This window comes from Pseudoalteromonas sp. SR41-4 (genome assembly GCF_014163985.1).
GTDB lineage: Bacteria > Pseudomonadota > Gammaproteobacteria > Enterobacterales > Alteromonadaceae > Pseudoalteromonas > Pseudoalteromonas rhizosphaerae.
Genome location: NZ_JACJEI010000027.1, coordinates 53,431 through 70,922, shown reverse-complemented (window position 1 = coordinate 70,922; position 17,492 = coordinate 53,431). Strand labels below are relative to the sequence as shown.

The window sequence follows — 17,492 nt, the reverse complement described above, 5'->3', positions numbered from 1 at the left end:
GATTCCACAATAATATGGATGCATGTTATTGTAAAAGTTCATTGAGCTTTCTCCTGTAAGGTTGGTTGCCTTTTCAGCGTAGCGAATAATCGCGATGCTGGGGAGGAGGCTCAATGAGTATCAAGTTTGTCATACGGAACCCTTTTGCTACGTTTAGTTTTGACTGGCTTTGTCATTGTGCCCCCATCAATGATTCTGTATGAAACTAGACAACCAAGAATTACATGACTTATTAGTCAAAAAACATGTTAAGTACTTCATCTGCAAACTCACTTGCAACAGCAATGAAATTTATTGAATAAGTAGGACAACAAGGACGGAGAAGCGATTTATTTCTCATGCTGAATATGTATCCAAATATCTATCGATGATTTTAAACCTGTTGAGGCTAAATAGTACAAGCTAAAAGTTTGACTTCACACATAATGGTTCATGAATCGTCAGTTATTGCATTTAAGACATCCGATAATGCTGTGCATTGATGCAGACTGGCAGGATATTTTTCGTTGGGTTTCGGGGTGTTCAACCACAACCTACGCAGGCAATTTTAACGCTGGGCAACTTACTGCTTCTAGCTGCCCTGAATCTTAAAACTGACGGCTACGCTCTATCTCACCAACACATAAATCAATTGCACAACCAATGAAATCATCACTAATGGCCAGATGTATTTGGCATATTTAGTCGCACCATCTAGGCCCATTTTAGACTGATACTTTTCAAGTAGTGGCACAAGAATGATTAATGCAACAAACAGTGAAATTAAAATCACGAAGATATTCATACCATTCCTATTTAATAAAATATCTATCGAGTATACCTAGGGTCTGTTTATCTTTCGAGGTTAAATTTGCAGCTGCGCGTTTGGTTTTTAGGCAAGGCAGAGCCTATGTAGTGTGGTTATTCCCCATAAATAGGAGATAACGCGGCATAAATGCCAAACACGCGCTGCCCGAAGGGTTCTGCCTAGGGGCGATTAACTCTTTGTTGCTCGATTTTTACTTAGCCCACTAGGTTACAAATCTCGCGCCGTGATTAAATCGCCCCTAGTTTGAGCAAATTTTAACCCTGAAAGGTCAACAGACCCTAAGCGCAAAAAAAAGCGCAGTAAATACTGCGCAGTCGGTTGGAAGTAAAAGTTACCTCACCATACTCAGCTCGCTGGGTATAGTTTAATGATTTATTTAACCTACCAGCGCTAACAAGATACCTGCAGCCACAGCACTACCCAGTACTCCCGCAACATTTGGTCCCATTGCATGCATTAATAAGAAATTATGCGGATTATTCTCCAGACCCACTTTATTAACTACGCGTGCAGCCATTGGCACAGCTGATACACCAGCCGCGCCGATGAGTGGATTGATTGGTGATTTAGAGAACTTGTTCATACCTTTTGCCATAAATACACCTGAAGCTGTACCAATTGCAAAAGCCAAGGCGCCGAGTACCAAAATACCAATTGTTTCTACGGTTAAAAACTTATCTGCAGCAAGCTTAGAGCCTACAGCTAAACCAAGGAAAATAGTGGTGATATTTATGATCTCGTTTTGTGCACTATTACTTAAACGGTCAACCACACCAGACTCTCGCATCAAGTTTCCTAAACAGAACATGCCTACCAGTGGCGTTGCTGCAGGTAAAAACAAAATCGTTAAACTCAATACCATTAACGGAAAAATAATTTTTTCCTTTTTTGATACGGTGCGTAACTGTGGCATTTGAATTTTACGTTCTTCTGGTGTGGTTAAAGCCCGCATAATTGGCGGCTGAATAATTGGCACCAACGCCATATATGAGTATGCAGCTACGGCGATAGCACCCAATAAATCAGGAGCAAGTTTTGAGGCTAAGAAGATTGCCGTCGGGCCATCTGCACCACCTATAATCGCAATTGCTGACGCATCTTGTAAAGAAAACTCAAAACCTGGTACATAGTTTAGTAAAATTGCGCCAAACAAGGTTGCAAAAATACCAAACTGAGCTGCAGCACCTAGCAATAACATACGAGGATTAGCTATCAAGGCACTAAAATCAGTGAGTGCACCAACACCCATAAATATTAATAATGGGAATACACCGGTATCAATCCCAATATGATAAACGTAATACAGCAAACCACCGGGGTCTGATAAGCCCGCTACGGGGATATTTGTTAATATTGCCCCAAAGCCAATTGGTAATAATAATAACGGCTCAAAGTTGCGCGCAATTGCCAGATACAACAATAAACACCCTACTGCGATCATAATAAGCGCAGGAAATGTAAAATTAGCAATACCTGTTGCTTGCCAGAGGTTTAATAATGCTTCCATCCTCTGAGCTCCTAAGCTAGTGCTATCATAGCGTCACCCGTTGCCACTGAATCACCTTCAGCAACAAGAATTTCAGCAATAGTACCGGTGTGGGTTGCACGAATTTCAGTTTCCATTTTCATCGCTTCCATGATGATCACTACATCGCCTTCATTTACCGTTTGACCCGCTTTCACCTTGATTTTAAAGATGTTACCAGCAAGTGGAGCGTTAAGTGTTTCGCCGGAAGCAACTGACGCCGATTGTGGAATATGCTCACTATCTTTAAGTGTTACTTCTTTAAGCTCACCGCCTTGTGCAACCACTACATCATAAACTTTACCATCTACTTTTACGCTGTACTGCTCTGCTTTTACTGTGTTGCTGTTACTTTTTTTATTGCTAACTGGTTGTTCTTTATTAGCAGATTCAGCACTTGGTACAGCTTCGAAAGCATCTGGGTTATTACGATTTTTAATGAATTTCAACCCAATTTGTGGGAATAATGCATACGTTAAAACGTCATCAATCTGCTCATCCGCTAAGCTTAAGCCTTGCTCTTTTGCTTCTTTTAATAACTCAGCTTGAAGTATTTCTAGTTCTGGTTGCAATAAATCAGCTGGGCGGCAAGTAATGACTTCTGCGCCATTAAGTACGCGCTCTTGTAATTCTTTATTCATCGGCGCAGGAGTTACGCCATACTCACCTTTTAGCACTCCGGCAGTTTCTTTGGTGATAGTTTTATAACGCTCGCCCGTCAATATATTTAATACTGCTTGTGTACCAACAATTTGTGATGTTGGTGTAACTAACGGTAAATAACCTAAGTCTTCACGTACACGTGGGATCTCAAGTAATACTTCATTCAATTTATCCGCAGCACCTTGCTCTTTAAGCTGGTTTTCCATATTAGTTAACATGCCACCAGGCACTTGCGCTAATAAAATACGGCCATCAACACCTTTTAAGCTGCCTTCAAACGCGGCATATTTTTTACGAACATCGCGGAAATAAGCAGCAATCTCTTCGAGTTGATTTAAATCCAGCTCAGTATCACGTTCAGTACCTTCAACAATCGATACAATCGTTTCAGTTGCGCTGTGTCCGTAAGTCATACTCATTGATGAAATTGCGGTATCAAGCATATCAATACCTGCATCAATCGCTTTTTGGTAAGTAGCAGTACTTAAACCTGTTGTGGCATGACACTGCATTGCAATTGGGATAGAGACTGTTTCTTTTAACGCTTTGATTAACTCTTCTGCATCGTATGGTTTAAGCAAACCAGCCATATCTTTAATACAAATTGAATGACAGCCTAACTCTTCAAGCTGCTTGGCAAGCGTTAACCACATATCAAGTGTATGAACCGGGCTTACTGTGTACGAAATTGTACCTTGTGCATGTGCGCCAACTTTAATCGCAGCTTTAATAGCCGTTTCAAGATTACGAACATCGTTCATCGCATCAAAAATACGAAACACATCAACACCATTTTTGTGCGCTCGCTCTACAAATTTTTCAACAACATCATCTGCATAATGACGATAGCCTAAAAGGTTTTGACCACGTAATAACATTTGCTGTTTAGTATTTGGCATAGCTTTTTTAAGAGCACGAATACGCTCCCAAGGATCTTCACCCAAATAACGAATGCATGAATCAAAAGTAGCCCCACCCCATGATTCGATCGACCAGTAACCTGCATCATCTAATTTTTGTGCAATCGGTAGCATGTCATCCAAACGCATACGCGTTGCTAATAATGATTGATGCGCGTCTCTAAGTACTAATTCTGTTAATTTTAATTTAGCCACAAGTCATCCCTTATAGTTTTTGTTTATTTTTGTACTGAGCTATGGCAGCACTTATCGCAGCGATGTGTTCACTTGGTACACCGGGTGCTTTGATCGATGGTGTGCGCGTTGGCATTACAACCGGCTGTTCAAAGCGGCTCGCTAATTTAGACATAGCGGTAATTGCTGCAATCAACAACGAAAGAAAAACGAAAACTCCCACCATCCCAGTGAGCATTAAGTTTGCTGCAGTAGCAAGTAATTGACCTATATCCATTCTGCCCCCCCCTGAGTATTCTTACCCACCCGAAAGATAGGTAAAAAATCACTTTATTTAAATATTTATGCGATAATCATATCAAAGAAACAGACCAAGTCCAACACTTTGTAAATTGGTAAAACCAATTAATATAAAGCTAACATATCTTCAGCAAAGTTAACACACTGCTTTTTACTATAATTTAATAGGATATAGATGATAAAAATACTGAATATAGCTATAACTTATAAGTGAAATCTAATCTGCACCTTAATAACTTACCAACCGAACTACTCAACAACTGTTAAATTAATGAAAAAGCACTCAACATGAAATTGGTCTTACCAAAAAATCATACTGAAATATTTATTTTTCAGGACGCCGAGTATAAGTTACAGATAAAGCTGTAAATAATTCCCACCTAATTCATGAAAATAAATAAAATAAACACTATCCTATTGATAATAAAGGATTTAAACACATGGCATGTAACTGGCATTATTTACTCTGAACAAATTAACAAACCAAGGAGACGACAATGTTACGCTGGACAATTACATTTTTAGTTATTGCGCTTATTGCTGCAGTGTTAGGTTTTGGTGGTATCGCAGGTGCCGCAGCAGGAATTGCTAAGATTATCTTTTTTATCTTTATTGTATTGTTAGTTATTTCACTCGTTTCAGGTGCGTTGCGCGGCAATGTCCCTAAGTGATAACAATTTATTTTAAATAACAACACATTTATTAATTTTACAAGGAATTACATTATGAAATCGACAACTATTAAAACTGCTGTGATCGCTTTATTCGCTAGTTTTTTTATCATGGGTTGTGAAGACAATCATGCAGAAGAGGCCGGTGAACGCATCGATGAAGCTGTAACCGACGTACAAAACAAAGTAGAAGACGCCTGTGAAGAAGTAAAAGAAGGCGTTAACGCTAAAGAAACTAACTGTTAATCCAGTTAGATACAAATAATAAAAAACGACTCTTTTGAGTCGTTTTTTGCATTTTAAGAGAAGTTAAAATTAAGCTCTCGCTTCTAGCATTAGTCGCTTCATGTCACGTACTGCTTTATCTAATCCATCTATGGCTGCACGCGCTATAATTGCGTGACCAATGTTTAGTTCGTAAATCTCTTTCATAGCAGCAATCGGTTTCACGTTATGATAATGAAGACCGTGGCCGGCGTTTACTATCAAACCCAAACTTGCTGCATACTTTACACCTTGATGAATATGCTCAAGTTGTTTTTGTATCTCGGTATCAGTTTGCGCATCCGCATAAGCGCCAGTATGAATTTCAACATAAGGGGCATTACAGGCTTTAGCTGCATCTAGTTGTGCTTTGTCTGCATCGATAAATAACGATACTTTAATACCGGCGTCAGTTAATTTTGCTGTCGCGGCTTTAATCTTATCTAGATTACCAACAACGTCTAAACCGCCTTCGGTGGTCAACTCTTCGCGTTTTTCTGGTACTAAGCAAACATAAGCTGGCTTAACATCTAAAGCAATATCAATCATTTCATCTGTAACCGCTATTTCAAGGTTCATTCGTGTTTGGATTGTTTTAGCCATCACATACACGTCACGATCTTGAATGTGACGACGGTCTTCACGTAAATGAATAGTGATCCCATCAGCGCCAGCATGCTCAGCAACACTCGCAGCATGTGCTGGATCTGGGTAACTTGTACCCCGAGCTTGGCGTAAGGTAGCAATATGATCAACGTTTATACCCAAAAGAATATCTTTCATTTTTTTACCTGTAAAAATAACGGTTAAAAATACCGTATTAAGATTGTTGGTGAATACCCAAACTATTTGGATATAAACAGCTCGCGACTTTTTAATGGTTTTTTGCCTAATAAAGGCTTCATTAAATGACGACTTAATTGTTTTGCCATATATAACACATCCGGCGCACTAAAGTCATGAGCTGCAATTGCATTTAACTGCGCGCCAGAAAAGCCACTGCCTTGATTTTCTTGGGCAACAAAGCCGTATTCAGCAAAGTAACTATACGTTTGCTCTGCCGAAATTGGATCGCCTGCGGCATCAAAACTAAAGTCAACGCCATAGCCTAATAATTCTAATAATTGAAATTCATAAGAACGTAATACAGCTTGTAAGTTAGGGTGCTGGTTAAGCTGTTGTAGGTGAGTTTTATACAATTGATAGGCATGATCAATTGGTTCATTAATTGGTACAATGCGGTTGGTTAGTTCATTTAGATAAAACCCACAATAAAGCTGATCCCCAACTAGTGTGGATTGCGTGCCATGTAGTTCAAATCGTTGGATATATTTCAGGTCGTGTTTACCGGTATAATTTACCAGTAAAGCTTGGAAGGGTTGTAACTGAGCTTTGTATTTTGTTGCTTGGCGACCGCTAATTCGCGCCAGCATGCGCAACTGGCCAACGCCTTCTACTAACATATCAAGCATTACTTGTGAGTCACTAAAAGGACGTCGGTGTAATAAATATGCCGTGTAGAAGTCGCTATCCATAAATATCGCTTAGGCTATTAATCTTCACCATAGCCTAAACTGCGAAGTGCTCTCTCGTCGTCAGCCCAACCTGATTTAACCTTCACCCAAAGTTCTAAAAACACTTTATTATCAAGCATTTCTTCGAGATCTTTACGGGCTTCGCGGCCAATCACTTTAAGCTTTTCGCCTTTATTACCAATAACCATACGTTTTTGCGTTTCACGCTCAACTAAAATCAAGCCATTGATATGCCAAATGCCATTTTCTTGCCATTTAAACTGCTCAATTTCAACGGTAACTGAGTAAGGAAGCTCCTCACCCATAAAGCGCATCAACTTTTCACGGATCACTTCGGCTGCCATAAAGCGCATTGAACGATCTGTTACGTAATCTTCAGGGAAGTAAAATTCACACGGTGGTAAACGCTTAGTTACTTCATCTTTGATCAGGTTGATATTTTTACCTTGAGTCGCAGATACTGGCATAATGCCAACAAAATCAAACTTTTCGCCTAACCACTTCATATGCGGTAGCACAAGGTCACGGTCTTTTACTTGATCAATTTTGTTCATCACAAGTAATACTGGTTTGCCATTTTGCTTTACTTTGTTAAGCACCATTTCATCGTCAGCATTCCAATGAGTACCTTCAACAACAAAAATAACTAGCTCAACATCACCTAATGAACTTGAAGCAGCACGGTTCATTAAACGGTTAATGGCACGCTTTTCTTCAACATGCAGGCCTGGTGTATCAACATACACGGCTTGGTGCTTACCTACAGTATGAATACCCATAATACGGTGGCGTGTGGTTTGCGGTTTACGCGAGGTAATACTTACTTTCTGCTCAATAATTTCATTAAGCAAGGTAGATTTACCAACGTTTGGGCGGCCAACAATAGCGACCATGCCACAAAAAGTATCTAAATCACGCGTGTGCGGTTGGATCAATGTATCAAGATTCATTTTTAAGTATCTTCAACGCTTTTTCAGCGGCTTTTTGTTCAGCTTTACGACGAGAACTGCCAACTGAGATGATGCTATCCATACCTTCAACAATACATTCAACCGTGAACGTTTGATTGTGTGCCTGACCTTTAGTATCTACTACAGTATAGCCTGGCAAAGGTAATTTGCGGGCTTGTAAGTATTCTTGTAGTAATGTTTTAGGATCTTTTTGGTTTAAACCTGGCGAAATGGCATCAAGGCGAGATTCGTACCACGCCAAAATCAAGTCTCCACAAACATCAATGCCAGCATCTAAAAATACCGCACCAATAATTGCTTCAACCGCATCAGCTAAAGTTGATTCACGTCTAAAACCACCACTTTTAAGTTCACCCGGCCCTAAGCGTAAGTAATCACCTAGGCCAAACTCTAAACCAAATTCAGCTAAGGTTTGTCCACGCACAAGCGTTGAACGCATGCGGCTAAGATCGCCTTCACGCGCTTTGGGGAACTTACTATATAAAGCATTGGCAATGACAAAGCTTAAAATGGAATCGCCCAAAAACTCTAAGCGTTCATTGTGTTGTCCTTTATGGCTGCGATGGGTCATCGCCTGCTCAAGCAATACTTGATCAATAAAGGTATACCCTATTTTGCTATATAACTCTGTTACATTTTTTTTCATTGTTACTGAATATTACCTAGGCGTTCAAAACGAACACCAGTTGGAACCCAGCCTGGTAAAATGTCATCTGGGCCATTCTCAAATTCAAAACTCATCCATATAAAGACAGCTTTACCCACCAAGTTTTCTTTTGGCACAAAGCCCCATACGCGACTATCTTGGCTGTTATCGCGGTTATCACCCATCATAAAATAATGATCAGCCGGCACTACCCATTCATCAGAACGTGTACCCGGTTGTTGATAGTAACGCCCTTTCATTTCCAGCGCTTCAGGGTTAATTAAAATATTATGTTTTAGCGTAGTCAAATTTTCATCTAACCGGACTAAATCCATAGAGCCTTGCTTAAATTCATCGCGATTAATGATCTCCATATCAATTTTATTAAATTCATTACACAATAAGTCACCTTGTTGTGTTTGTCCTTGCTCGCAATTTGGCTGAATGTATAAACGCTTATCGCGGTAAACGATTTTATCACCCGGTAAACCAATCGCACGTTTAATATAATCAATACGTTCGTCTAATGGGTATTTAAATACCACAATATCACCACGTTCAGGCTCTGCGACATCAACTAATTGAGTGCGCCAAACAGGGTCTTTCACGCCATACGAATATTTCTGTACTAAGATAAAATCGCCAACTAATAGTGTCGGCATCATTGAACCTGATGGTATTTGAAACGGCTCGAATATAAACGATCTAAAAATCGTAATAGCCGCAATCATCGGAAAAATTGATTTTGCCGTTTCAGTAATCGTCGGTTCTGGCGCAATTAATGCTGCAGTTTCTTCATCAAGCTCGCCGCCAGCAGAGCTTTGCGCAAGATCTAAGCGTTGCTGCCTTTTTGGTGCAAACATAAAATGGTCAATTAACCAAATTAAGCCTGAGCCTAGAGTTAACAAAACTAAAAATATTGAAAAATAACCTGCCATGCATTAAATCCTTTATCTTACGTAATTTGGTTAAGAAACTTACTTACCAACTTTAAGAATCGCTAAAAATGCTTCTTGAGGCACTTCAACATTGCCTAGTTGCTTCATACGTTTTTTACCATCTTTTTGCTTTTGAAGTAGCTTTTTCTTACGACTCACGTCGCCACCATAACACTTCGCAATTACGTTTTTACGTAATTGCTTAACAGTGGTACGAGCAATAACATGCGCGCCAATTGCCGCTTGAATTGCTATATCAAACATTTGACGAGGGATAAGTTCTTTCAACGCATCAGCTAATTGACGACCACGCGATTGCGCGCTGTCTCTGTGAACAATAATCGCAAGCGCATCAACGCGCTCACCATTGATTAATATATCAACGCGCACCATGTCTGATGTTTGAAAGTGCTTAAAGTTATAATCCAGCGAGGCAAAACCACGACTGGTTGACTTTAACTTATCGAAAAAGTCCATCACCACTTCTGCCATTGGCAGTTCATAAGTAACAGCGACTTGCTTACCGTGATAGTTCATCTTAGTTTGCATACCACGCTTTTCAATACAAAGCGTAATAACGCTACCTAAGTACTCTTGTGGTACAAGAATATTAGCTTCAACAACGGGCTCACGAATTTCTAAAATATCGTTTACAGCAGGTAAATCAGATGGGTTATCAATCTGAATCGTACCCTCTTTAGTTACAACTTCATAAATTACCGTTGGTGCGGTGGTAATTAAGTCAATATCATATTCACGCTCTAAACGCTCTTGAATGATTTCCATGTGCAACATGCCCAAGAAACCACAGCGAAAGCCAAAGCCAAGTGCTGTTGAATTTTCTGGTTCGAAGAACAACGACGCATCATTTAAGCTAAGTTTATTAAGCGCATCACGGAAAGATTCATACTCATCCGAGGCAATTGGAAACATACCGGCATAAACTTGTGGTTTAATTTTTTGAAAGCCCGGTAAGCGCTCAGGTGCTGCATTTTTTTGATGGGTAATAGTGTCACCTACTGGCGCACCATGTATTTCTTTAATACCCGCAATAACAAAACCTACCTCACCAGTTCTTAAAATACCGGTGTTGGTTTGCTTTGGTGTAAAAACACCAACCTGATCTGCAGTGTGTATATGCTCGTTCGACATAATTTTTATCTTGTCGCCCGTTCTTAATTCACCGTGCTTAATACGCACCAGCGATACAACACCTTGATACGGGTCAAACCATGAGTCAATGATAAGCGCCTGTAGCGGTTTGTCTTTATCACCCACTGGTGGCGGTACGTCCTTAACAATCATTTCAAGAACTTCGGCAATACCCACACCTGTTTTAGCGCTACATTGCACGGCATCTAGGGCATCGATACCAATAATATCTTCAATTTCTTCGGCTACACGAAGTGGATCAGCTTGTGGTAAATCGATTTTGTTTAATACCGGAATTACTTCTAAATTCATTTCGATGGCAGTGTAACAATTCGCTAGAGTTTGCGCTTCAACACCTTGACCGGCATCAACAACTAATAATGCACCTTCACACGCTGCCAGCGAGCGCGATACTTCATAAGTAAAGTCAACGTGTCCCGGGGTGTCGATAAAGTTAAGTTGGTAAGTTTCACCGTCGTTGGCTTTATAATTTAGAGTTACACTTTGCGCTTTAATGGTGATACCACGCTCGCGCTCAATATCCATTGAATCCAATACTTGCTTTTGCATTTCGCGGTCTGTTAAACCACCACAAACTTGGATCAAACGATCTGAAAGGGTCGATTTACCGTGGTCAATATGGGCGATGATCGAAAAATTACGGATATGCTTCATAAACTGGATTCTAAACTTCTATTTTAATGGACTGAGTGTATAAAGCCGCAATTTTACATTTAATTGGCTTCAATCACCATCTATTTGAGTTAAAGGGAGGCTAATTGGGTGAATTTTTATTACTTTAACATCATGCTTTAGGCTTTTCACTCGGCTTTTAGCAATGCCAAAGCCAGTAAAACCACCACCTATAGCGGCAATGATTTGCAACCATTCAGGCACAGAAAAAACCTCAGCAGCCACTAACGCAAATACCAGACTTAATACCAAAGGCAACATATACACTGCAAAAGCATGCTTTACCATGTGGCTATCATCCAGTGCTAGGGTTACTTTTTGCCCAACCACAACAGGGATTTCAAAGCGATAGGGGAAGGTTTTTTTAGCAGTGCCAAATAACTTACTAAATATTTGAGAACCACAACGGCCGTTGCACCCTTCACAGGCTTGCTTTTGTTGGGCTTCTAAATGCGCAGTGGCGCCTTGAATCGACACCACTGTAAGGGTTTGTTCTATCATTATCAGCTTATATTACAAGGGTCTTGCAACCGATTCAGCAATTGCTTTTGCAGTCATTGCTGGAATATTCCCCACCACTGACACATCAAAACTACCGCTATTATGCACATATACTGTCGTGGCACCGGATGACAATGCACCGCTTGGCCTGCGACCAGGTAATGGTCTTTGTACAAACACTGAAATTTCGACAAAACCATCTGAGTATAAATAATAATCCGTCAGTTCATTGTTCAAATCAAGCTTATGACGGTCTGATTTTAACAAACTAAACCCCTCCGGTAACCAGCCTATTTGCCAATTATTACTTTCTGTACTTGCTTCTTGTTGAGTAATTGCCGCTGCTGGTAATGGCGTTGGAAACTTACGATTTAGCATTTCAAGTAATAACGCAGCGGGCTCTTCGGTTACACTAATATGAGTTAACTGTAGTTGTTCTAACATCTCACCGGCATGATTAACATAAGCAGATTTTAGTAATAGCGATGACTCTGCATCAAGCCACAGCCAATAATTAAACTTATATTCGTCTTTTGATTCGATACGCACAAGCTGGGCAGCACGTCCTGCAATACGGCCTTTACCACCGAGCACAAAATCGTAATGTTGGCTTAAACGCTCAACATCTTTGAATAACACTTCTGGGATTGGGCCTGCTATAGAATCAGTATCTATTGAATAAGGTTCAGACTGTGGCTCAAAATAAGTAACTTGATCATCAATACGAACCATTTCAAGGCCTGCGCCATTGAGTAAGCTCAAATGCTCGAGTTCTGTATTACCTTGTTTTGCATGCAACCAACGATATGGTTCCATTGTCTTCCCTTTGACGACCACAAATGATGCGTCAAAGTTACGATTATGAACGGCGTCAGCCATTTTGAGCAGAAGCTCTTTTGCGGGGTTTTCGTCGTCAGCAAAGGCTGGAGCCATTAATACCAACGACAAAATAAAAGTAATTACTTTCATTTAATTAGTTTTTTTCCTCTTCGGCTTGCGCCTCAGTGTGAGCTTTTTCTAATGAATATGCAACTCGTGCTTGGCGTTGATGTTCTAATACTAACGCGCCAATACGCTGTTGCTGTAACTCACGCAAACCTTGCTCTGCATTTTGTAAAGCGGGTTCTGACGAATAGCTAACTGGTGATGCCATTCCTGTTACTGGTGTTGTTTGTAACATCGGAATTTCATTGCTAGGAGAGTTTTCACCTTGTGGCAATGTTTGTACACCAACAATTGCAAACATGGCAACACTTGCTGCAATTGCAAGTTGTGCAACTGGTTTGCGCCAGTTAAACGCCACTACGTTATCGGTGCCCGTGGCAGCCAATGGTGCAGGTTGTGACGCAGATTGTGTGAAATCAGCATAAACTGGTTCACTTTCCAGCGCTTGCGCAACACTATCGCTTATATCAAAGACGAAAGCATCTTCTGACTCAGCACGCATTACGTCACCTATTAGCGCATAACGTCCTAAGGTTGCCGCATCTTGCTGGGCAATAACCTCATCAGTTAATGATTGTTCGCCGTCAAGTAATGCGGATAGATGCTGATTATCCAACTTGTTAACGTGTGCTTTTGTCATATTAAGACTCGCCTATTAATGGGTTTAATTTGTTATCTATTGCTTCACGGGCACGGAAAATACGCGAACGCACCGTCCCGACTGGGCAATCCATCACCACGGCTATTTCTTCATAGCTCATCCCTTCGATTTCTCGTAGAGTGATCGCGGTTTTAAGATCTTCAGGCAAACTATCAATGGTGTTAAAAATCACTGCGCGAACTTCTTCGCTTAGTAGCAAGTTTTCAGGGGATGCATTTGAACGCATTGCATCAGACCCTTCATAAAACTCTGCATCGTCAGCATCTATATCATTTGCTGGCGGTTTGCGGCCCTGAGCCACTAAGTAATTTTTAGCACAATTAACGGCGATACGGTATAACCAAGTATAAAAGGCACTGTCCCCTCTAAAGTTTGGAAGTGCGCGGTATGCTTTAATAAAAGCTTCTTGAGCAACATCAGCAATATCGCCTTGATTTGATACATAACGTGAAATCAAACCGGCTATTTTGTTCTGATACTTCTTTACTAAAAGATTGAAGGCATTTTTATCGCCCTGCTGGACCCTTTTTACTAGCGCTAAATCCAAATCCTGCTCGCTCATTCGAGCCGGTACTCCTCTGTCTGATTATTGCTTGTCATTCATATCCTGCCATTGTTTACAAATACTCTGACTGCTGCATGAATGAAAAGTTCTGTTTAATATTATTTTTTTATAAAATAGCATATAAATATGTTGGCGAAAGTTGAAAATCACTAATAGTGTCGCGCCAAATATGATACATATACGCCTATCATAATATTATTATTTGCTCATTACTGTTTATACATTAGTATCTGGGCATTGTAACCGCAAAGACCACGGACATGAACCAAAATAAACACCATATCACGGATGTCGCTATTATTGGCAGCGGCGCAGCTGGCCTCTCATTAGCATTATCTTTAGCTAATCACTGTAAAGTTACCGTGATCAGTAAAGGTGAATTGACGGAAGGTTCCACACTTTATGCACAAGGCGGCATTGCTGCCGTGTTTGATAAAAAGAATGACAGCATTGAATCTCACGTACAAGACACCTTAGATGCCGGTGGTGGTTTATGTGACAAAGCCGCCGTGCAATACACCGCTAGTAATGCCCATGATTGCTTGCAATGGCTAATCGAGCAAGGCGTGCCTTTTGATATGGAGTTTGATAGCAAAGGCAAAGAGCGCTTTCATTTAACCCGTGAAGGCGGCCATAGCCATCGTCGAATTTTGCACGCTGCAGATGCTACCGGCCGAGCAGTGCAAACAACGCTAATAAGCCAAGTACAAGCGCACCCAGAAATCACCTTATTAGAACAATACAACGCAATAGATTTAATTGGTGATAAAAAATTAGGCCAAAACGGTAAACATATCCATGGCGTATATATGTGGAACCGAGCGGCAAAGAAAGTCGAAACAATTTCAGCTAAGTTTGTAGCCTTAGCAACCGGTGGTGCCAGTAAAGTATACCTTTACACATCCAACCCTGATGTATCCAGTGGTGATGGTATCGCCATGGCTTGGCGGGCAGGTTGTAGAGTAGCTAATATGGAATTTAACCAATTCCACCCGACCAGTTTATATCACCCAGAGCTACAAAACTTTCTGATCACCGAAGCGATGCGCGGTGAAGGTGCTTATTTAAAGCGCCCTGACGGCACACGATTCATGAAAGACTTTGACGAGCGTGAAGAGCTCGCACCACGCGATATTGTTGCCCGCGCTATCGATTTTGAGATGAAGCGCCTAGGTGCTAACTGTGTGTATTTAGATATCAGTCATAAAGATAAAGACTTTATTATTGAGCATTTCCCGACCATTTATGCAAAATGCTTGAGTGTCGGGCTCGATATCACTAAAGATCCAATTCCAGTGGTTCCTGCGGCACATTATACCTGTGGTGGAGTAATGACTGACTTTAACGGCAAGACCGATCTAGATAACTTATATGCGGTAGGCGAAGTCGCTTATACGGGGCTACATGGCGCTAATCGCATGGCCAGTAATTCATTACTAGAGTGCATTGTGTTCGCGCACGCCGCAGCAAAAGATATTTTAGCAAAAATACAACATAGTCCAGCATTAAAAGTGCTGCCGATGTGGGATGAAAGCCGCGTAACTAACTCAGATGAAGAAGTGGTGATCACCCATAATTGGCATGAACTAAGACTATTTATGTGGGACTATGTTGGCATTGTGCGTTCAACTAAACGCCTAGAACGTGCGTTACACCGAGTTGAATTACTACAGCAAGAAATTCGTGATTATTATGCAAACTTCCGCGTTTCGAATAACTTGCTTGAACTGCGTAATTTAGTACAAGTAGCAGAGCTTATAATTCGCAGTGCAATGGAGCGAAAAGAAAGCAGAGGCTTGCATTATACGATTGACTACCCACAGTTAAATGATAATCCAACGCCCACTATTTTAACTCCGCTTGCTCATGACGAGCAGCCAAAGTAAGACGTTTCAAGCGCACAAAACTCAGTTCATCAACCCCGCTGGCATTAATAATCAGCCAGTGGGAGCTTGCAAAGCCATTAATATATAACCAAACACTGCTTTGATAAACACGGCTTTTGTTACTGATATGGCCATTTATTTTTAGCGTATTATTTTCAAAACGACATTGCGTAGAATCTAATATAAAAACGCCTTGCTGAGGATGGGATTTTTTATACCAGTGCCAACTCACATAGCCAAAAACAGTACTACTGGCGACACAAATAAATTGCGCTAATATGCTAGTTAAAAATAAGCTATAACACACTGCGAACAAGCTAAAGTAGACCACAAAAGGCCTGTGGTCTGGAACATTATTAGTAACCCTAAACCTATACACGAACTCGGTCTAAAATCAGTTGTACCATCTGTTTAAGCTCAGGATCTTTACATTCTTGATGGCCCATAAACCACGCAAATAGATCGGGATCATCCGCTTCTAGCAAACGTTGAAGAACAGCTTGCTGCTGTACAGATAACGAATCAAATGCCTCATCTACAAATGGCATAAATAACACATCTAGTTCTAACATGCCGCGGCGACAAGCCCAGCGGATACGCGCTTTATTGTGAATTTCAGTCATTTTTTACCTCGTACTAAGTTGCTTAGCAGTTTAACAAATTGCACCTGAATAAACAGCTATTTATGCATCTATACCAGCAGCGCTAACTACGGTATTATACGCGCCTACATTTATTGTAAAGCAGGTTTTTATGTCAACAGTACACGCATGCCCTTTATCACATCAGCTGATCCGCATTAGCGGTGTTGATAAACTCGCCTACCTTCATGGCCAAATTACCCAAGATATTAATAAGCTCAACCAAACCAACTTCTTATGGGCTGGGCACTGTAATGCCAAAGGTAAATTATGGAGTGTAGCAAAGTTATTTGCTTATCAGGATAGTTACTATTTAGCAGCATCAGCGGTTGAAACCACTCAATCTTTAACGGAATTAAAAAAGTATGCGGTGTTTTCAAAAGTTGAAATACAAGCTGCTACCAGCAAGTTAATTGGTTTAATCGGTGATGATCTAGCTGCAACCTTAAATGCGTTGAACATTCATTTTAATGAGCAAGATAGCGCTTGCGATTTTAGTCATGGTAAAGCACTAAAATTAGCAAAAAACCGCATTTTACTGATGGTTAATGATGAATTTTCACTGCCTGATGAGGTTATCGCCCTTGAAAACGACGCGCTGTGGCACCAACATAGTATTTTAGCGGGTGAGCCTGAGCTCAATGAAGCGGCACTCGGTGAATACGTACCACAAATGGTTAACCTGCAAGCAATCGGTGGAGTAAGCTTTCGTAAAGGCTGTTACACAGGCCAAGAAACCGTTGCCCGCATGAAATACCTTGGTAAAAATAAACGCGCTATGTATATCGTATCAGGGCACAGCGATGGAGAATTAGCAGAGCCAGAGCTTGAAACCCAAATGGGTGAAAACTGGCGTCGTGCTGGCAAATTAATAAGCCAAGCCTACAATCAACAAAGTAAAACCTTATTTGGCCTTGTTGTGTTGCCAAACGACAGTGAACCTAGTCAGTTACTGCGTGCAAAACATGCCCCAACGGTAGAGCTATCAATCCTTCCTCTACCCTACTCTCTCGAAGACGAATAAATAGGAGTG

General features: G+C 40.8%; 20 protein-coding genes. 4 read left to right on the top strand and 16 right to left on the bottom strand.

Annotated elements, in window-relative coordinates:
• Nucleotides 1-607: 607 nt before the first annotated feature.
• The 4 genes from H5180_RS18315 to H5180_RS18300 form a co-directional block, all read right to left on the bottom strand.
• Entirely contained in the window at nucleotides 608-784 is a 177-nt protein-coding gene (locus H5180_RS18315) for a hypothetical protein (protein WP_167542971.1), read from the bottom strand.
• A gap of 400 nt (nucleotides 785-1,184) precedes the next feature.
• The gene (locus H5180_RS18310) at nucleotides 1,185-2,315 is read right to left on the bottom strand and encodes a sodium ion-translocating decarboxylase subunit beta (RefSeq protein WP_145237582.1); all 1,131 of its coding nucleotides are present in this window, start codon (nucleotides 2,313-2,315) and stop codon (nucleotides 1,185-1,187) included.
• 11 nt (nucleotides 2,316-2,326) lie between these two features.
• Nucleotides 2,327-4,111 carry a sodium-extruding oxaloacetate decarboxylase subunit alpha gene (gene oadA / locus H5180_RS18305; RefSeq protein WP_182758785.1) on the bottom strand — a complete coding sequence of 595 codons (1,785 nt, stop codon included), beginning with the start codon at nucleotides 4,109-4,111 and terminating at the stop codon, nucleotides 2,327-2,329.
• A gap of 10 nt (nucleotides 4,112-4,121) precedes the next feature.
• Entirely contained in the window at nucleotides 4,122-4,367 is a 246-nt protein-coding gene (locus H5180_RS18300; protein ID WP_182731879.1) for an OadG family protein, read from the bottom strand.
• Between the two features lie 520 nt (nucleotides 4,368-4,887).
• On the opposite strand from H5180_RS18300, the gene H5180_RS18295 reads away from it, so the two are divergent.
• Nucleotides 4,888-5,061: a DUF1328 family protein gene (locus H5180_RS18295; protein ID WP_145237585.1), complete on the top strand. Its 174-nt coding sequence runs from the start codon at nucleotides 4,888-4,890 to the stop codon at nucleotides 5,059-5,061.
• Nucleotides 5,062-5,115: 54 nt separating this feature from the next.
• Entirely contained in the window at nucleotides 5,116-5,307 is a 192-nt protein-coding gene (locus tag H5180_RS18290; RefSeq protein ID WP_149980895.1) for a hypothetical protein, read from the top strand.
• A gap of 69 nt (nucleotides 5,308-5,376) precedes the next feature.
• Here H5180_RS18290 and pdxJ read toward each other — a convergent pair whose 3' ends face one another.
• The 10 genes from pdxJ to rpoE all read right to left on the bottom strand — a co-directional run bounded on the left by pdxJ (nucleotide 5,377) and on the right by rpoE (nucleotide 13,929).
• Nucleotides 5,377-6,108 carry a pyridoxine 5'-phosphate synthase gene (pdxJ, locus tag H5180_RS18285; protein WP_182758784.1) on the bottom strand — a complete coding sequence of 244 codons (732 nt, stop codon included), beginning with the start codon at nucleotides 6,106-6,108 and terminating at the stop codon, nucleotides 5,377-5,379.
• A gap of 62 nt (nucleotides 6,109-6,170) precedes the next feature.
• Nucleotides 6,171-6,860: a DNA repair protein RecO gene (gene recO, locus H5180_RS18280; protein ID WP_145237591.1), complete on the bottom strand. Its 690-nt coding sequence runs from the start codon at nucleotides 6,858-6,860 to the stop codon at nucleotides 6,171-6,173.
• Between the two features lie 17 nt (nucleotides 6,861-6,877).
• The gene (era, locus tag H5180_RS18275; RefSeq protein WP_145237593.1) at nucleotides 6,878-7,810 is read right to left on the bottom strand and encodes a GTPase Era; all 933 of its coding nucleotides are present in this window, start codon (nucleotides 7,808-7,810) and stop codon (nucleotides 6,878-6,880) included.
• On the bottom strand, nucleotides 7,800-8,477 hold the full coding sequence (gene rnc / locus H5180_RS18270) for a ribonuclease III (protein WP_145237595.1): 678 nt from the start codon (nucleotides 8,475-8,477) through the stop codon (nucleotides 7,800-7,802). Before rnc ends, era begins: the two co-directional genes overlap by 11 nt.
• Nucleotides 8,478-8,479: 2 nt before the next feature.
• Complete coding sequence (gene lepB / locus H5180_RS18265) at nucleotides 8,480-9,415, bottom strand: signal peptidase I (protein ID WP_182758783.1); 936 nt, start codon at nucleotides 9,413-9,415, stop codon at nucleotides 8,480-8,482.
• A gap of 39 nt (nucleotides 9,416-9,454) precedes the next feature.
• Nucleotides 9,455-11,242, bottom strand: coding sequence for a translation elongation factor 4 (gene lepA, locus H5180_RS18260; RefSeq protein ID WP_182731876.1), 1,788 nt, complete (start codon nucleotides 11,240-11,242; stop codon nucleotides 9,455-9,457).
• Nucleotides 11,243-11,311: 69 nt separating this feature from the next.
• Entirely contained in the window at nucleotides 11,312-11,761 is a 450-nt protein-coding gene (locus H5180_RS18255; protein ID WP_182731875.1) for a SoxR reducing system RseC family protein, read from the bottom strand.
• Between the two features lie 12 nt (nucleotides 11,762-11,773).
• The gene (locus H5180_RS18250; protein WP_145237603.1) at nucleotides 11,774-12,730 is read right to left on the bottom strand and encodes a MucB/RseB C-terminal domain-containing protein; all 957 of its coding nucleotides are present in this window, start codon (nucleotides 12,728-12,730) and stop codon (nucleotides 11,774-11,776) included.
• 4 nt (nucleotides 12,731-12,734) lie between these two features.
• Nucleotides 12,735-13,346 carry a sigma-E factor negative regulatory protein gene (locus H5180_RS18245; protein WP_145237606.1) on the bottom strand — a complete coding sequence of 204 codons (612 nt, stop codon included), beginning with the start codon at nucleotides 13,344-13,346 and terminating at the stop codon, nucleotides 12,735-12,737.
• A gap of 1 nt (nucleotide 13,347) precedes the next feature.
• A complete protein-coding gene (gene rpoE / locus H5180_RS18240; protein ID WP_145237609.1) occupies nucleotides 13,348-13,929 on the bottom strand; it encodes an RNA polymerase sigma factor RpoE in 582 nt (193 codons plus the stop codon).
• 263 nt (nucleotides 13,930-14,192) lie between these two features.
• On the opposite strand from rpoE, the gene nadB reads away from it, so the two are divergent.
• On the top strand, nucleotides 14,193-15,818 hold the full coding sequence (gene nadB, locus H5180_RS18235; protein WP_145237612.1) for an L-aspartate oxidase: 1,626 nt from the start codon (nucleotides 14,193-14,195) through the stop codon (nucleotides 15,816-15,818).
• Here nadB and H5180_RS18230 read toward each other — a convergent pair.
• Both H5180_RS18230 and H5180_RS18225 read right to left on the bottom strand, forming a co-directional pair.
• A complete protein-coding gene (locus tag H5180_RS18230; protein ID WP_246175499.1) occupies nucleotides 15,778-16,149 on the bottom strand; it encodes a hypothetical protein in 372 nt (123 codons plus the stop codon). The genes nadB and H5180_RS18230 overlap by 41 nt on opposite strands.
• Before the next feature lie 40 nt (nucleotides 16,150-16,189).
• The gene (locus H5180_RS18225) at nucleotides 16,190-16,441 is read right to left on the bottom strand and encodes a succinate dehydrogenase assembly factor 2 (protein ID WP_054205400.1); all 252 of its coding nucleotides are present in this window, start codon (nucleotides 16,439-16,441) and stop codon (nucleotides 16,190-16,192) included.
• A 130-nt stretch (nucleotides 16,442-16,571) separates the two neighbouring features.
• Between H5180_RS18225 and ygfZ the strand changes: the two genes are divergently transcribed.
• Nucleotides 16,572-17,483: a tRNA-modifying protein YgfZ gene (ygfZ, locus tag H5180_RS18220; RefSeq protein ID WP_145237616.1), complete on the top strand. Its 912-nt coding sequence runs from the start codon at nucleotides 16,572-16,574 to the stop codon at nucleotides 17,481-17,483.
• The last annotated feature ends 9 nt before the right edge of the window (nucleotides 17,484-17,492 follow it).

Coding starts and splice junctions, on each gene's coding strand:
- H5180_RS18315 (WP_167542971.1), bottom strand. CDS start 784: ATGAATATCTTCGTGATTTTAATTTCACTGTTTGTTGCATTAATCATT.
- H5180_RS18310 (WP_145237582.1), bottom strand. CDS start 2,315: ATGGAAGCATTATTAAACCTCTGGCAAGCAACAGGTATTGCTAATTTT.
- H5180_RS18300 (WP_182731879.1), bottom strand. CDS start 4,367: ATGGATATAGGTCAATTACTTGCTACTGCAGCAAACTTAATGCTCACT.
- H5180_RS18295 (WP_145237585.1), top strand. CDS start 4,888: ATGTTACGCTGGACAATTACATTTTTAGTTATTGCGCTTATTGCTGCA.
- H5180_RS18290 (WP_149980895.1), top strand. CDS start 5,116: ATGAAATCGACAACTATTAAAACTGCTGTGATCGCTTTATTCGCTAGT.
- pdxJ (WP_182758784.1), bottom strand. CDS start 6,108: ATGAAAGATATTCTTTTGGGTATAAACGTTGATCATATTGCTACCTTA.
- recO (WP_145237591.1), bottom strand. CDS start 6,860: ATGGATAGCGACTTCTACACGGCATATTTATTACACCGACGTCCTTTT.
- era (WP_145237593.1), bottom strand. CDS start 7,810: ATGAATCTTGATACATTGATCCAACCGCACACGCGTGATTTAGATACT.
- rnc (WP_145237595.1), bottom strand. CDS start 8,477: ATGAAAAAAAATGTAACAGAGTTATATAGCAAAATAGGGTATACCTTT.
- lepB (WP_182758783.1), bottom strand. CDS start 9,415: ATGGCAGGTTATTTTTCAATATTTTTAGTTTTGTTAACTCTAGGCTCA.
- lepA (WP_182731876.1), bottom strand. CDS start 11,242: ATGAAGCATATCCGTAATTTTTCGATCATCGCCCATATTGACCACGGT.
- H5180_RS18255 (WP_182731875.1), bottom strand. CDS start 11,761: ATGATAGAACAAACCCTTACAGTGGTGTCGATTCAAGGCGCCACTGCG.
- H5180_RS18250 (WP_145237603.1), bottom strand. CDS start 12,730: ATGAAAGTAATTACTTTTATTTTGTCGTTGGTATTAATGGCTCCAGCC.
- H5180_RS18245 (WP_145237606.1), bottom strand. CDS start 13,346: ATGACAAAAGCACACGTTAACAAGTTGGATAATCAGCATCTATCCGCA.
- rpoE (WP_145237609.1), bottom strand. CDS start 13,929: ATGAGCGAGCAGGATTTGGATTTAGCGCTAGTAAAAAGGGTCCAGCAG.
- nadB (WP_145237612.1), top strand. CDS start 14,193: ATGAACCAAAATAAACACCATATCACGGATGTCGCTATTATTGGCAGC.
- H5180_RS18225 (WP_054205400.1), bottom strand. CDS start 16,441: ATGACTGAAATTCACAATAAAGCGCGTATCCGCTGGGCTTGTCGCCGC.
- ygfZ (WP_145237616.1), top strand. CDS start 16,572: ATGTCAACAGTACACGCATGCCCTTTATCACATCAGCTGATCCGCATT.